Consider the following 14,209-nt stretch of genomic DNA (forward strand, 5'->3'; position numbering starts at 1 on the left):
CCCACACACGACACGCCTGTATGGCTCCGGCACGACCGCACTCCCCGAGCTCTGATTGCACAGCCTCCCGATCCCGACCTGCCCAGCGAGCCTGCCATGACGAGCAACAGCTACGACGTCATCGTCGCCGGTGTCGGCGCCATGGGGTCGGCCGCGTGCTGGCATCTGGCGAAGCGCGGTCTCAAGGTTCTCGGTCTGGAGCGCTTCGATCTCGGCCATGCAATGGGCTCCTCCCATGGCCTCACCCGGATCATCCGGCTCGCCTATGCCGAGGGCTCGCATTATGTGCCGATCGTCCGGCGCGCCCATGAATTGTGGCAGCAGACCGGAGACGAGGCCGGGCTGAAGCTGCTCCATGTCACCGGTTCCCTCGACCTCGCTCCGGCCGGCGCCGGCCCGGTCGAATCCTCCCTGCAGTCCTGCCTCGACCATGGGCTGGTGCACGAGCAGCTCGACGCGAAGGAGCTGGCGCGACGGTTCCCGGGCTTCCGCCTGCCCGGCGGCCATATCGGGCTGTGGCAGCCAGATGGCGGGTTCGTCGCCTCCGAAAGGGCCATCTATGCCCATGTCGGGCTGGCGCAGTCGCGCGGCGCCGAGATCCGCACGAACGAACCGCTGCTCGACTGGACGCCGACCGCACAGGGTGGTGTCGTCGTCCGCACCGAGCGCGGCACCTACTCGGCCGGCCGGCTCGTCATCACCTCGGGCGGCTGGATCGCAGATGCCGTCCCGGCGCTGGCCAAGACGGTCGCGACCGTCCGGCAGGCGATCGGCTGGTTCACCGTGCGCCGGCCCGAGCTCTATCGGCCCGACGTGTTCCCAGTCTTCGTCCTCGAGGTCGACGAAGGCACCTTCTACGGGTTTCCGCTCTTCGAACATCCGGGCATCAAGCTGGGAGGCCCGCATTTCGGCCGCGAGCCGATGGATCCACGCGATGACGACCGCACGCCGAGCCCGCGCCAGGTGGCGCTGATCCGGGATTGCCTGGCGCGCTACCTGCCCGACGCGGCCGGCGATCCTCTGACATTGAAGGGCTGCGTCTACAGCGTGACGCCGGACGAGGATTTCATCATCGACACGGTGCCCGGCGTCCCGCAGGCGGTCTTCGCCTCTGCCTGCTCCGGCCATGGCTTCAAATTCGCAAGCGCGATCGGCGAGATCCTGGCCGATCTCACGACGGCAGGCCAATCCGCCTTCGACCTGAAGCCCTTCTCGCTCAACCGCTTCGCGGCCTGAGCCAAGACCTTCACAAAAAGGACCGGACGACGCCGTGGCCAGCCCCGAACAGAACCGCCGCGGCATCGTCGCCATGCTCGCCGCCATGGTGCTGTTCGTCTGCAACGACACCCTGATGAAGCTGGCTCGCGAAGTCTACCCGGTCGGCCAGGCGATCACCTTGCGGACGGCCTTCGCGCTGCTGGCCTCGCTGGGGCTCGTCCTCGCACTGCGGGACGGGCCCAAGCTGCGGCTGGCGATGAAGCCAGTCGTCCTGCTGCGCGGGCTGGTCGACGCCGGAGTGACACTGACCTTCATCTGGGCGCTGGCCGAGCTGCCACTAGCCGATGTCACCGCAATCCTTCTGGCCTCGCCGATCATCATCGTGGCGCTCGCCGTGGCTCTGCGCATCGAACGCGTCGGTTGGCGCCGCACCGTAGCGGTCCTCGTCGGCTTCTGCGGTGTCCTGGTCGTGCTGAGGCCCGGAGCAGAATCCTTCAATTTCGCCGCGCTCGTCGCGCTCGCAAGCGCCTGCCTTGCCGCCTGCCGCGACCTGATGACCCGACGGATCGGCAACGAGATTCCGTCGACCGTCGTCGCCCTGATGACGACCGCGATCGTGGGCCTCGTCGCCTGCGGCTACGGGCTGCTCGAAGTCTGGCAGCCAATCTGGCAGCGCGAGACGCTGTATGTGGCGGCTGCGGCAGCGTTGATGACGGCAGGAAGCATCTGCATCATCAGCGCCTATCGCAACACCGATGTCGGCGTCGTCTCGGGCTATCGCTACTCGGTCGTTATTCTCGCCGTCATCATGGGCTATCTCGTCTGGGGACAGGTGCCCGACTCGATCGCCTTCTTCGGCATCGCGCTGATCGTCGGGAGCGGGCTCTACACCATGCATCGCCAACGTGTTCTGCCGGAGTCCAAGCTCAAGATTGCGGACCGCCCACCGACATGACCGGCATCGGCTTGAAACCGACCCTTGTAGTGCTGGTCGCGATGTCGGCGCTGCAGCCGCTCGCGCTCAATCTGGTGGCCCCGGCCGCGCCGAACCTGTCGCGCCATTTCAGCGCGAGCTACGCCACGATCCAGCTGACCCTGACGCTGTTTCTGGTGGCGGTGGCGCTGACGCAGCTGGTCAGCGGCCCGCTCTCCGACCGTTTCGGCCGACGGCCCTGCGTCATCGCCGGCATTGCCCTGTTCGTCGTCGGCTCGCTGCTCGGTGCGGTCGCGCCGTCGATCGAGGTGCTCCTGCTGGCGCGGGTGCTGCAGGGTGCGGGTTCGGGCTCGGTGTTCTCGCTGTCCCGCGCGATCATCCGCGATACCGCCACCCGCGACCAGGCCGCGAGCCAGATCGCGACCGTGACCATGGTCATGGTCGTGGCGCCGATGGTCGCGCCCTGGCTCGGCGGGCAGATCGAAACCGCTTTCGGCTGGCGGATGATCCTCTGGTTCATGACCGTCACCGGCAGCATCGTCCTGCTGCTGACGCTGCTGCGCCTGCCCGAAACGGCCGCCAATCTCGGCCAGCGCACGCCCCTGCTGGGGATTTTCCGTGCCTTCCCCGAGCTCGCGAGGAACCGCATCTTCGTGCTCAACGTCGTCGCGGTTTCGACCAGTTCGTCGGCCTTCTTCGCCTTCATCGCCGCGGCGCCCTACATCGTCGTCGAGACGATGGGGCGCGGCAGCGACGTCTACGGCACTTACTTCATCCTGAACGCGCTGGGCTACATGCTCGGCAATTTCGCGATGGCGCGGCTCGTCGTCAGGATCGGCGCCCCGCGCATGGTCCATATCGGGCTCGTCATCTCCTCGATCGCGATGACGATCGCCGTGCCGCTGGCGTTGCGCACGGACTGGTCGCCGCTGATGCTGTTCCTGCCGCTGGCGCTCAACGCACTCGGCAACGGCATGACCATTCCCGGCTCAACGGCCGAAGGACTTTCGGCCCGGCCCGAACTCGCGGGTTCCGCCGCCGGGCTGATGGGGGCGATCCAGCTTGGGCTCAGTGCGCTGATGACGATCCTGATCAGCTGGCTGGTCACGGTCTGGCCGCCTTCGCTGGTGGTGCTGATGTGGCTCCTCACTGCAGCCGGCCTGATCGCGATCCATCTCGGCCGGCGCGACGCGTCGCCGGACCGCTGAAAGTGCGGCTCGGACAGCACTAACGGCTGGCGCCTTCCGCTCAGCCTTCCAGGCGCTTGAGCAGGCTCGAAGTGTCCCAGCGGCCGCCGCCGAGCTTCTGCACGTCGGCATAGAACTGGTCGACCAGCGCGGTGACCGGCAGGCGCGCGCCGTTCCCGCGCGCCTCGTCGAGCACGATGCCGAGGTCCTTGCGCATCCAGTCGACGGCGAAGCCGAAGTCGAACTTGTCGGCATTCATCGTCTTGCCGCGGTTCTCCATCTGCCAGGAGCCGGCGGCGCCCTTCGAGATCACCTCCAGCATCGCCTCGACGTCGAGCCCAGCCCGCTTGGCGAAATGCACGCCCTCGGACAGCGCCTGGACGAGGCCGGCGATGCAGATCTGGTTGACCATCTTGGTGAGCTGGCCGGAACCGGCCGGGCCCATCAGCTTGCACATGCGGGCATAGGACGCGATCACCGGCTCGGCGCGGGCGTAAACCTCCGGCGCGCCACCGCACATCACCGTCAGAACGCCGTTCTCGGCGCCGGCCTGGCCGCCCGACACCGGGGCATCGACGAAGCCGAAACCGCCGGCCTTCGCCGCCGCGTCGAGCTCACGAGCGACATTGGCCGAGGCCGTGGTGTGGTCGACGAAGATCGCGCCCTTTGCCATGCCTGCGAAGGCGCCCTGCTCGCCCAACGTCACGGAGCGCAGATCATCGTCATTGCCAACGCAGGCGAAGACGATCTCCTGGCCGCGCGCCGCATCCGCAGGGGTTGGCGCCGAGACGCCGGCATGCTGCGCGACCCAGGCCTGCGCCTTCGTCGGATTACGGTTGTAGACCGTGACCTCATGCCCCTTGGCCTTGAGGTGACCTGCCATGGGGTAACCCATGACGCCGAGACCGATGAACGCGACTTTGGCCATGCTTCGCTCCGCTTGATTTCTTGGGTATCGCAAAGCGCTTTAGCCTGCGGCAGGTCGAGTGGGAAGGAGCGCTCCTGCGACGGCGCATATGCGCGCCGATGCGTCGACCATCATGACGAGCGCGCGAAGCGGTCGGATCATCTGGCCTGACATCGCATTCAGTCAGATGGTCCCTCCCCTTGTTCTTGCATCGGCTGATCCCGAAAACCGCATTCCTCTTTTCGGGCCGATGCTCTACGGCGTCTGACCATGACGATATCCAACGAGGATGAACTCAAGGCCCTGCAGGAGATCGGCCGCATCGTCGCCGATACGCTGGCGGCCATGGGAAAGGCGATCGAGCCGGGCATGACGACCGGCGAGCTCGACCAGATCGGCCGCACCCTGCTGGAGCGGGCCGGCGCGCGGTCTGCGCCGGAACTCGCCTATGATTTTCCCGGCGCCACCTGCATCAGCGTCAATGACGAGATCGCGCATGGCATTCCCGGCAAGCGGCGGATCGAAGTCGGCGACCTCGTGAACATCGACGTCTCCGCCGAGAAGAACGGCTTCTTCTCGGATACCGGCGCATCGTTCGCGGTGCCGCCGGTCGCCCGCAGGACCGAAAGGCTGTGCCGCGACGGGCGCCGCGCGCTCTGGGCCGGCATCGGACAGGTCGGAGCCGGCAAGCCGCTCGCCGGCATCGGACAGGCCGTCGGCCGCTTTGCCGAGAAGAACGGCTATACGCTGGTCCGCAACCTCGCGAGCCACGGAGTCGGGCGCTCGCTGCACGAGGAGCCGACCGAGCTCGCGACCTGGCCGGACCGCTCCGAGCGCCGGGTGATGCAGAAGGGGCTCGTCTTCACGATCGAGCCTTTCCTGTCGCTCGGGGCGAACTGGGCCGAGAACGGCGACGATCCCTGGACGCTCTACGGCGAGCCGCGCGCACCAACCGTCCAGTACGAACACACCGTCGTCGCGACCGCCAACGGCGCCCTGATCCTGACGCTGCCGGCGTGAGCGCGGTGTCATGCTCGGGCTCGCCCCGAGAATGACGCAGGTCAGCGCAGCGCCATGTGTCGCGTCAGCCTGAGCTCCAGCCGGTCCCAGACGCGCCTGACGACCTCGACGAGCAGCAGGTAGATCAAGGCCGCATAGAGGTAGATCGAGAGGTCGAAGGAGCGCGAGAATGCAAGCTTGGTCGCGCCCATCAGATCGTAGAGCGTCACCAGCGAGGCGACAGCGCTGGACTTGATCATCACGATCAACTCGTTGCCGAGCGGGCGCAGCGCCAGGATCATCGCCTGCGGCATGACGACATGCCGCAAAGTCGCCCAGCGGTGCAGGCCGAGCGCGAGCGCGCCCTCGAACTGGCCGCGCGGGACCGACTGGATGGCGCCGCGCAGGATCTCCGCCTGATAGGCGGCGGTGTTGATCACGAAGGTCAGGAGCGCGCAGTAGAACGGCTCGCGAAAGAACCACCAGAGCCCGAGATCGGTCCAGAAGACGCGGAACTGTCCGAGGCCGTAATAGACCAGGAAGAGCTGGCAGAGCAGCGGCGTGCCACGGAAGAACGTGGTGTAGCCATTGATCGCGGCTTGTGCCCATTTCGGCCCGTAGAGCCGCGCGACGGCGAGGCCGATGGCGAGCACGAAGCCGAGCGTCACCGAGATCGCCACCAGTTCGAGCGTCATCCAGAGACCGCTGAACATGCGGCAGCCATAGTTCTGGAAGACTTCGCTGCCGACGAGCCAGCCCGGATATTCGCACCAATTCATCGGGTTGCGCCCCCAAAGGCCGCGAAGCCGCGATTGGCACGGGCCTCCATGCGGCCGACGACCCAGGCGGAGACCAGGGAGAAGGCGAAATAGATCACCATCGCAGCGCCGAAGAACAGGAATGGCTCCTTGGTCGCGACATTGGCTCGTGTGGTGATGAACATGATGTCCGGCAGGGTGATGACCGAGACCAAAGAGGTCTCCTTGAGGAGAACCATCCAGTTGTTGCCGAGCCCGGGCAGCGCAACGCGGATAAGCTGCGGCAGCACGACAAGGCGAAAGGCCTGGCCCTTGTGCAGCCCCAGAGCGGCAGCGGCCTCGCGCTGCCCCTTCGGAATCGCATTCAGCGCTCCGACCCAGACCTCGCTCGAGAAGGCGGAAAGCACGACGCCGAGCGCAACCATGCCGGCGACGAAAGGTGGCAGCGCCACCGTGCCGGAAGCGCCGAGCAGCCGGAAGGACTCCTGGACCAGCAGCGGCAGGCCAAAATAGATGATGTAGAGCGTCAGGAGTTCGGGAACGCCGCGAAACACCGTCGTATAGCCGGTCGCGAGGCCACGAAGAACGACATTGCTAGAGCGCTTGCCCAGGGCGACCAGCAGGCCGAGCGCAAGGCCGAAGGGCAGCGTCGCGAGCGCTATCGAGATGGTGATGGCGGCGCCGCCGAGAAGCGCGAGCCCCCAGCCGCCATCGCCGAAGCCAAGCAAAGCGAATTTGTCGAGCATGAACCGCCCCGGGTCTCAAAGGCGGACTGGCGCGCGGATCACGCGCCAGTCCTGCGAGGGCGATCAGTTCAGAGGATTGGGATCTTGAAGTACTTGTCGGCGATCTTCTTGTGTGAGCCGTCGGCGATGGTCTCGGCGATCGCCTTGTCGAAAAGCGCCTTCAGCGCCGTGTCGTCCTTGCGCACCGCGCCGCCGACGCCGGGGCCGTGGATCGCCGGGTCACGCTCGATGACGCCAATCTGCTTGCAGCAGTCCTTGCCCTTGCCGTTGAGGAAATCCTCCAGCGAAAGCGAGTCCGCGATGATGTAGTCGAGGCGCCCGTTGAGCAGGTCGAGGTTGGCCTCTTCCTGCGTCGGATAGGGCCGCGCGGTCGAATCCTTGTAGACCTTCTCAACGAAGTTGGAATGAACGGTCGAGCCCTGCACGCCGATCGCCTTGCCCTTCAGCGCAGCCGGCGAAACGTCGGTCGAGGTCGTCGTCTTCGGCCCGATGATCCAGATCGGCGTCTTGGTGTAGACCGTCGTGAAATCGACGCGCTTCTTGCGTTCGTCGGTGGCGTTCATGCCGGCGATGATGATGTCGTACTTGTTCGAGAGCAGCGCCGGGATAATGCCGTCCCAGTCCTGCACGACCCAGGTGCATTTCACCTTCATGCGCTCGCAGAGCAGGTTGCCGTAGTCGATTTCGAAGCCTTCCAGCTCCTTTTTGGCGTTCAGGTTGTTAAAGGGGGGATAGGCGCCTTCGGTGCCGATCCGGATCTCCTTCCACTCCTTAGCCTGTGCCAGGGCGCCCGTGGCTCCGACTGCCGTCAAAAGGGCGGCGGTGATCAAGCGTGCGAAACCGTTCATAGGACCTCCCACAGGATTCGGCCGGGCAGGTTTTCCCTCTTCCCATCACCGGCTCTGCCCACAGATTGGGCGAAGCCGTGCCCTGGCCGCAAGTGGGGGCTCGCAGCTTTTCTGAGCCGGCACGCCGAATTATTCAGCAAGCCGTTCGAGGAGGTGATTGGGCGGGTGAACGAGCCGCGACGGGCCGTATGCCGGGCGCGATCAGCGACGCTTCTTTGCCCCGAAGCGGTCATCGAGCACGGCCAGGATCCAGATCGCGAAGCCGCCCAGCGCCAGCGCCGTGCCGACCCAGCCGGTCGAGGTCCAGCCATATCCGGCAGCGATCGCCATGCCGCCGAGCCAGGGGCCAAGCGCATTGGCCGTATTGAAGGCCGAGTGATTGAGCGCAGCGGCCAGGGTTTGCGCATCCTCGGCGACATCCATCAGCCGCGTCTGCAGCATGGCGCCAAGGCCGCCGCTGGTGCCGATCAGGAAGATCACGATCGATGCCGTCCAGATATTGCCGGCGGCGAAGGGAAATAGCGCCAACGCAGCGGCAGTCCAGAGCAGCATGCCGCCGATGGACGGCATCAGCGCCCTGTCGGCGGCCCAGGCGCCAGCCAGCGTCCCCGCCGTCAGCCCGAGGCCGAAGATGCAGAGCACGGCAGGCACCACCGACGGCGCGACCTGCGTCACCTCCATCAGCGTCGAGGCGACATAGGTGTAGACCGCGAACATGCCGCCGAAGCCGATCGCGCCGATAGCCAGGGTCAGCCAGACTTGCCGGCACTTGAGTGCGCCGAGTTCACGTAGGGGGCTCGCACCGGGCTCGACCTTGTCACGCGGCGCAAAGGCGTAGACCAGCCCCATCGTCAGCAGCGCCAGCAGGGCGACGATGCCAAAACCCCAGCGCCAGCCAAGCGCCTGGCCCAACCAGTTGGCGAAGGGCACGCCGATGATGGTCGCCACCGTCAGCCCCAGCATGACGCGCGCGACCGCCTGGGCCCGGCGATTCGGCGCGGACAGCGAGGCCGCGACCAGCGCGGCGACGCCGAAATAGGCGCCGTGCGGCAGGCCACTGAGGAAACGGAACAGGAGCATCCAGCCATAGCTCGGCGCGAGCGCGCTCAGGAGATTGGCGATTCCGAACACCGCCATCAGACCGATCAGCAGCGTCCGGCGCGACAGCCGCGCCGCCAGCACAGCGATGACCGGCGCTCCGACGACGACCCCCAGCGCGTAGGCGCTGATGACATGCCCCGCCGTCGGCTCGTCGATGCCCAGCCCCGCTGAGAAATAGGGCACGAGGCTCATCACCGCGAATTCGGTGGTCCCGATCGCGAAGCCCCCCATCGCCAGCGCGAACAGGACCAGCCCGACATGGGCATCCGGGCGGGCCTTCGCCTGCCCAGAGGCGGATGCGCCGAGGTCGGTGTCGTTCGTCGCGAGAGTCATAGGGATAGGAGGTCCATCTTTGGCGACGCAGCAATTTCGCTGCGATGCAACAAGATGGCATAGCCATGCGGATTGCGTCAGATCAACACGACGTGAGGAGCGTCGGCATGATTTTCCTGCATGGGTTCAAGGCAGGCGCTATACAGGAGGCAGATGCGCCATTCCCGGAGGGCGGAGCCCTCCCCTGAACCGAGACCCATTCGTGATTCCGTGGATCCAGCTCGACACCGCCACCTCTCCGGGCGCCGGTCCCGAATTGCGGCTGAAGCGGCGCGGCGCCGAGTTCTCGATCATGCTCGGCGCGATCGAATTGATGAACAGCCGCCTGAGCGGTTCGGAGGAGGCGCTCGCAACCCTCGTCGCCACGCGGCTCGCCGGCCGGCCCAAGCCGCGCATCCTGATCGGCGGGCTCGGCATGGGCTTCACCTTGCGCGCGGCGCTCGCAAGCTTTGGTGCCGATGCCGAGATCACGGTGTCGGAACTCGTTCCGGCCGTCGTCGCCTGGGCGCGCGGGCCGATGGCGGAGCTTTTTGCCGGCTGCCTCGACGATCCTCGCGTGACCATCGTGGATAAGGATGTCGCGCAGGTCATCGCCGAGGGCACGGGGCGCTATGATGCCATCCTGCTCGATGTCGACAATGGTCCGGATGGACTGACCGTCGCTGCGAATGATCGGCTCTACGACGACGGTGGGCTCGGCGCTGCGAAGGCAGCGCTGCGCCCCGGCGGCACCCTCGCCGTCTGGTCGCAAGGACCCGACCGGCGCTTCACGCAGCGCCTTCGGCAGGCCGGCTTTGGCGTCGAGGAGGTGATGGTCCGCGCCCATCGCGGCCGCAGCGGGGCGCGCCACATCATCTGGCTGGCGCGCAAAGGCTGACGCGCCGTCCCGTTCCCCCTATGGCCGGCCCTTCCCCAAGGCCCGCGCCTCGGCGATCAGGCAGAGCTCGGTGAAGAGGACCTGCGCCGCGCATTGGGCGGTGTTCGAGGTCGCGTCATATTGCGGGGCGACCTCGACGACGTCGGCGCCGACGATGTCGGCACCCTTCAGTCCCCGCAGAATCGCCAGTGCCTCGCGCGGCGTCAGGCCGCCGATCTCGGGCGTGCCGGTGCCAGGTGCAAAGGCAGGGTCGAGCGAATCGACATCGAAGGAGACGTAGGTCGGGCCGTCGCCGATCACGGCGCGCGCCTTCGCGATGACGGCCTCGATGCCGAGATCATCGACCTCATTGGCGTGGATCACGGTCATGCCGGACTCGTAGGAGAACTCCCAGAGGTACTCGGCGCCGCCCCTGATCCCGATCTGGATCACACGTTCCGGGTCGAGCACGCCGTCGAGCACCGCCTGCCGGAACGGTCCGCCGTGATGGAACTTCGAGCCCTCATAGGGCCCCGAAGTGTCGCAATGGGCGTCGATATGGACCATGCCGACGGGCCGCTTCGCCCCGATCGCCTTGAGGATCGGATAGGTGATCGAATGGTCGCCGCCGACCGCCAGCGGCGAGACGCCAGCGGCGACGATGGTCTTGAAGGTCGCCTCGATATCCTCGTGGCAACTCTCCAGCGAATAGCGCGAGCGAAAGGGCACATCGCCGATATCGGCGGCCTTGAGCATGCCGAAAGGTGCCGTCCCCAGGACATGATCCATCGGCCCCATGCGTTCGACGGCACGCACGGCACGCGGGCCGAGCCGCGTGCCCGCGCGGTTGGTGACGCCAAGATCCATCGGCAGGCCGATGATCGCGACGTCGAGCCCGCCGAGATCGGGACTGGTCAAGGCGTCCGGGCGATAGGGCGCGCTGATGAAGGTCGCGACGTCCGAGAACGGCCATTTGCGCTTGTCGCCCTTGAACTGGTCGGCCGCGACCTTGGCGAAGCGCGGATCGTGGATGTCGGCGCCGCTGGCGCCGGCATAGCGCGCCCTCAGCCGCTCGAGCTTGTGGTGATCCATGCTTCGTCCCCTGATGTGCAGCGAACACCCTTGTAGCCGAGCTTGCCGAGGCGGCGAAAGCATGCGCCGGCACTAGCCGAAAGTCTCAGGCCATAACGTTGAAAGTCCTCGCGATCGGCGAGCCGCTCGTCTAGAAGGCCAAGCAAGTATGAATGATCGGCGAGCGCGGCCGAACCGCCTCCCACAGCCACAACGCCCGGACATCCGAGGCAGATCGAGGAGATGCCCAGTATGAAGCGCCGTCAGTTTATCCAGACCGCCACCGCCGGTGCCGCCGCCGCCGCGATCGCCTCCCCGGCCGTCGCGCAGTCGACCCCCGAGGTGAAGTGGCGCCTGGCATCGAGCTTTCCGAAGTCGCTCGACACGATCTATGGCGGCGCCGAGGTCATGGCCAAGATGGTCTCCGAGCTGACCGACGGAAAGTTCCAGATCCAGGTCTTCGCGGCCGGCGAAATCGTTCCGGCGCTGCAGGCGGCCGACGCCGTGACCAACGGCACCGTCGAGATGTGCCACACGGTGTCCTACTACTATGTCGGCAAGGACCCGACTTTCGCGATCGCCGCTTCGGTGCCGTTCGGCCTGAATGCGCGCGGCCAGAACGCCTGGCTGTTCCAGGGCGGCGGCAACGACCTGTTCAACGAGTTCTACAAGAAGTTCAACATCTACGGCCTGCCCTGCGGCAACACCGGCGCCCAGATGGGCGGCTGGTTCCGCAAGGAGATCAAGACGGTCGCCGACCTGCAGGGCCTGAAGATGCGCATCGGCGGCATCGCCGGCCAGGTCCTCGCCAAGCTCGGCGTGGTGCCGCAGCAGATCGGCGGCGGCGACATCTACCCGGCGCTCGAGAAGGGCACGATCGACGGTGCCGAATGGGTCGGTCCCTATGACGACGAGAAGCTCGGCTTCTCCAAGGTTGCGCCGTACTACTACTATCCGGGCTTCTGGGAGGGTGGTCCCTGCGTCCACGCCTTCGTTAACCTGGAGAAGTGGAACGCGCTGCCGAAGGCCTATCAGGCCGCGCTGACCGCAGCCTGCAACTATGCCAACACGATCATGGCCGCGCGCTACGACGTGGTGAACCCGCCGGCGCTGAAGCGCCTTGTCGGCGCCGGCACGCAGCTGCGCCCGTTCTCGCAGGAGATCCTGGAGGCCTGCCTCAAGGCCTCGAACGAGCTCTACGGCGAGATCTCGGCCAAGAACCCCGACTTCAAGAAGGCGATCGACGCGATGGCGGCCTTCCGCGGCGACCAGTACCTCTGGTGGCAGGTGGCGGAGCTCTCCTTCGACGTCTTCCAGGTGCGTTCGCGCGCACGCTGAGCCTGATCCCGGCGCCTTCGCGGCGCCGGTCCAGCCTCCGTTCAAAGCCCGGCTTCGGCCGGGCTTTTTTCGTTGCGACGAGGGCCAGCAAAAGGCGATCCCGCGCCCAGCGCCGATCCGACGTTTCGTCACCCGTCGAATCATGCGTTTTACGCATGATAGACATGCATTTTCCTCTTGCGTTGTGTTGCAAACCTGCTTTTCTGACAGAATCGTGACGTTCGGAGCCAAAACCGACGCGCGAAAGCACTCCAGGGGAGGAGACGGAATGAAGCGTCGTCAATTCATGAAAGTCGCGGGTGCAGGCGCGGCCGCCGGCGTGATCGCAAGCCCGGCCATCGCCCAGGCGGCGCCGGAGGTCAGGTGGCGGGTGACCTCCTCCTTCCCGAAATCGCTCGATACGATCTATGGCGCGTCCGAGGTTCTCTCCAAGGCCGTTTCGGAGGCCACCGACGGCAAGTTCCAGATCCAGGTCTTCGCGGCCGGCGAAATCGTTCCCGGCCTCCAGGCGGCCGATGCCGTCACCAATGGCACCGTCGAGATGTGCCACACGGCATCCTACTACTATGTCGGCAAGGACCCGACCTTCGCCTTCGGCACGGCGGTGCCGTTCGGGCTCAACGCGCGCCAGCAGAACGCCTGGTTCTATCATGGTGGCGGCAACGAGCTGCTCAACGAATTCTTCAAATCCTACAACATCTACGCGCTTCCGGGCGGCAACACCGGCTGCCAGATGGGCGGCTGGTTCCGCAAGGAGATCAAGACCGTCGCCGACCTCCAGGGCGTGAAGATGCGCATCGGCGGCTTCGCCGGGCAGGTCATGTCCAAGCTTGGCGTGGTGCCGCAGCAGATCGCCGGCGGCGACATCTACCCAGCGCTCGAGAAGGGCACGATCGACGCCGCCGAATGGGTCGGCCCCGCCGATGACGAGAAGCTCGGCTTCAACAAGGTCGCGCCGTTCTACTACTATCCGGGCTGGTGGGAGGGCGGCGCAGCACTGCACTTCTTCATCAACACCGCGAAATGGGATGCGCTGCCGAAGACCTACAAATCGGTCCTGACGACCGCCGCGGCGCTTGCCAATGTCGACATGCAGGCCAAGTACGACGCCCGCAATCCGGGCGCGCTGAAGCGCCTCGTCGGTGCCGGCGCGCAGCTGCGGCCGTTCTCGCAGGAGATCCTGGAAGCCTGCCTCAAGGCGTCCAAGGAGGTCTATGCGGAGACCTCGGCCAAGAACCACGCCTTCAAGAAAGTCTATGACGCAATGTCGGCCTTCCGCGGCGACGAATATCTCTGGTTCCAAATCGCTGAGTACACCTACGACAACTTCGTGATCCGCGCTCGCGCGGCCAACCAGCTCTGAAAAGGAGCGACCGGCCGCTTCTGCGGCACAACTGGAACCCACCCCGGCCGCGAGGCCGGGGTTTTCCGTTGCGGGCCGGATGCGTATGCTCGCAGCCTTGGTCGCGCCTTTTTGCTGCCTGCTCATAGGCTCTCGGTTCACCCTCCGGATTTGCCCCATGCTTCGTCTTGCCGGCTCCGCCTTCATCGCCCTCCTGACCGCCGCCTCCGCCCAGGCCCAGTCGATCGGCGAACCCTTGCCGGGGCGCGGCCCCGCCAAGGAACGGCCGAAGCCGGCCCGCGCAGAACCGCAAGCAGCACGGCCCTGCCCCGAATACGGCCCCGGCTTTGTGCGGGTCGAGGGCTCCTCGTTTTGCGTGCGGGCCGGCGGCTCAGCGCGCGTCGATTTCGGCAAGAGCTCGCAGAACGGCTACGGCTCCTCGGCCGGGGCGCTTGTCCAGCTCGAAGGGCGCGGCGAAAGCGGGCTCGGCCCGGTGCGCACGGTCGTGCGCGTGCGCGGACAGGTCGACCGCAACCTCGATTCCGGCAGCTATCAGTACCGCTGACCCCGG

The 14,209-nt window shown here is 66.3% G+C and carries 14 protein-coding genes; 8 read left to right on the plus strand and 6 right to left on the minus strand.

Annotation, left to right across the window (positions count from 1 at the left end):
• Positions 1 to 96 precede the first annotated feature (96 nt).
• Genes solA through VGN82_RS17505 form a run of 3 tightly spaced genes read left to right on the plus strand, consistent with a single transcriptional unit; the run spans position 97 to position 3,360 of the window.
• Positions 97 to 1,236, plus strand: a complete 1,140-nt coding sequence (solA, locus tag VGN82_RS17495; RefSeq protein WP_327528313.1) for an N-methyl-L-tryptophan oxidase — start codon at positions 97 to 99, stop codon at positions 1,234 to 1,236.
• Between the two features lie 34 nt (positions 1,237 to 1,270).
• Positions 1,271 to 2,173 carry a DMT family transporter gene (locus tag VGN82_RS17500; RefSeq protein WP_327528314.1) on the plus strand — a complete coding sequence of 301 codons (903 nt, stop codon included), beginning with the start codon at positions 1,271 to 1,273 and terminating at the stop codon, positions 2,171 to 2,173.
• Positions 2,170 to 3,360 (plus strand): multidrug effflux MFS transporter, encoded by a 1,191-nt coding sequence (locus VGN82_RS17505; RefSeq protein WP_327528315.1) that lies wholly within the window; start codon positions 2,170 to 2,172, stop codon positions 3,358 to 3,360. Before VGN82_RS17500 ends, VGN82_RS17505 begins: the two co-directional genes overlap by 4 nt.
• Positions 3,361 to 3,400: 40 nt before the next feature.
• Here VGN82_RS17505 and VGN82_RS17510 read toward each other — a convergent pair whose 3' ends face one another.
• Positions 3,401 to 4,267, minus strand: coding sequence for an NAD(P)-dependent oxidoreductase (locus VGN82_RS17510; protein WP_327528316.1), 867 nt, complete (start codon positions 4,265 to 4,267; stop codon positions 3,401 to 3,403).
• A 249-nt stretch (positions 4,268 to 4,516) separates the two neighbouring features.
• Here VGN82_RS17510 and map point away from each other — a divergent pair, with 249 nt between their 5' ends.
• A complete protein-coding gene (map, locus tag VGN82_RS17515; protein WP_327528317.1) occupies positions 4,517 to 5,266 on the plus strand; it encodes a type I methionyl aminopeptidase in 750 nt (249 codons plus the stop codon).
• 41 nt (positions 5,267 to 5,307) lie between these two features.
• Here the strand turns inward: map and VGN82_RS17520 are convergent, their stop codons facing one another.
• From VGN82_RS17520 to VGN82_RS17535, 4 genes are all read right to left on the minus strand, one after another.
• Positions 5,308 to 6,024, minus strand: coding sequence for an ABC transporter permease (locus tag VGN82_RS17520; protein ID WP_327528318.1), 717 nt, complete (start codon positions 6,022 to 6,024; stop codon positions 5,308 to 5,310).
• Positions 6,021 to 6,749: an ABC transporter permease gene (locus VGN82_RS17525; protein ID WP_327528319.1), complete on the minus strand. Its 729-nt coding sequence runs from the start codon at positions 6,747 to 6,749 to the stop codon at positions 6,021 to 6,023. Before VGN82_RS17525 ends, VGN82_RS17520 begins: the two co-directional genes overlap by 4 nt.
• A gap of 68 nt (positions 6,750 to 6,817) precedes the next feature.
• Positions 6,818 to 7,597: a transporter substrate-binding domain-containing protein gene (locus VGN82_RS17530; RefSeq protein WP_327528320.1), complete on the minus strand. Its 780-nt coding sequence runs from the start codon at positions 7,595 to 7,597 to the stop codon at positions 6,818 to 6,820.
• 201 nt (positions 7,598 to 7,798) lie between these two features.
• Positions 7,799 to 9,031 (minus strand): MFS transporter, encoded by a 1,233-nt coding sequence (locus VGN82_RS17535; RefSeq protein ID WP_327528321.1) that lies wholly within the window; start codon positions 9,029 to 9,031, stop codon positions 7,799 to 7,801.
• A gap of 202 nt (positions 9,032 to 9,233) precedes the next feature.
• Here VGN82_RS17535 and VGN82_RS17540 point away from each other — a divergent pair, with 202 nt between their 5' ends.
• The gene (locus VGN82_RS17540) at positions 9,234 to 9,908 is read left to right on the plus strand and encodes a spermidine synthase (protein ID WP_327528322.1); all 675 of its coding nucleotides are present in this window, start codon (positions 9,234 to 9,236) and stop codon (positions 9,906 to 9,908) included.
• 18 nt (positions 9,909 to 9,926) lie between these two features.
• Here the strand turns inward: VGN82_RS17540 and speB are convergent, their stop codons facing one another.
• Complete coding sequence (gene speB, locus VGN82_RS17545) at positions 9,927 to 10,979, minus strand: agmatinase (RefSeq protein ID WP_327528323.1); 1,053 nt, start codon at positions 10,977 to 10,979, stop codon at positions 9,927 to 9,929.
• Between the two features lie 231 nt (positions 10,980 to 11,210).
• Here speB and VGN82_RS17550 point away from each other — a divergent pair, with 231 nt between their 5' ends.
• The 3 genes from VGN82_RS17550 to VGN82_RS17560 all read left to right on the plus strand — a co-directional run bounded on the left by VGN82_RS17550 (position 11,211) and on the right by VGN82_RS17560 (position 14,203).
• On the plus strand, positions 11,211 to 12,296 hold the full coding sequence (locus tag VGN82_RS17550) for a TRAP transporter substrate-binding protein (RefSeq protein WP_327528324.1): 1,086 nt from the start codon (positions 11,211 to 11,213) through the stop codon (positions 12,294 to 12,296).
• 268 nt (positions 12,297 to 12,564) lie between these two features.
• The gene (locus tag VGN82_RS17555) at positions 12,565 to 13,659 is read left to right on the plus strand and encodes a TRAP transporter substrate-binding protein (RefSeq protein ID WP_327528325.1); all 1,095 of its coding nucleotides are present in this window, start codon (positions 12,565 to 12,567) and stop codon (positions 13,657 to 13,659) included.
• 157 nt (positions 13,660 to 13,816) lie between these two features.
• Positions 13,817 to 14,203 carry a hypothetical protein gene (locus VGN82_RS17560; RefSeq protein WP_327528326.1) on the plus strand — a complete coding sequence of 129 codons (387 nt, stop codon included), beginning with the start codon at positions 13,817 to 13,819 and terminating at the stop codon, positions 14,201 to 14,203.
• The last annotated feature ends 6 nt before the right edge of the window (positions 14,204 to 14,209 follow it).

This window comes from Allobosea sp., from assembly GCF_035999205.1.
GTDB lineage: Bacteria > Pseudomonadota > Alphaproteobacteria > Rhizobiales > Beijerinckiaceae > Allobosea.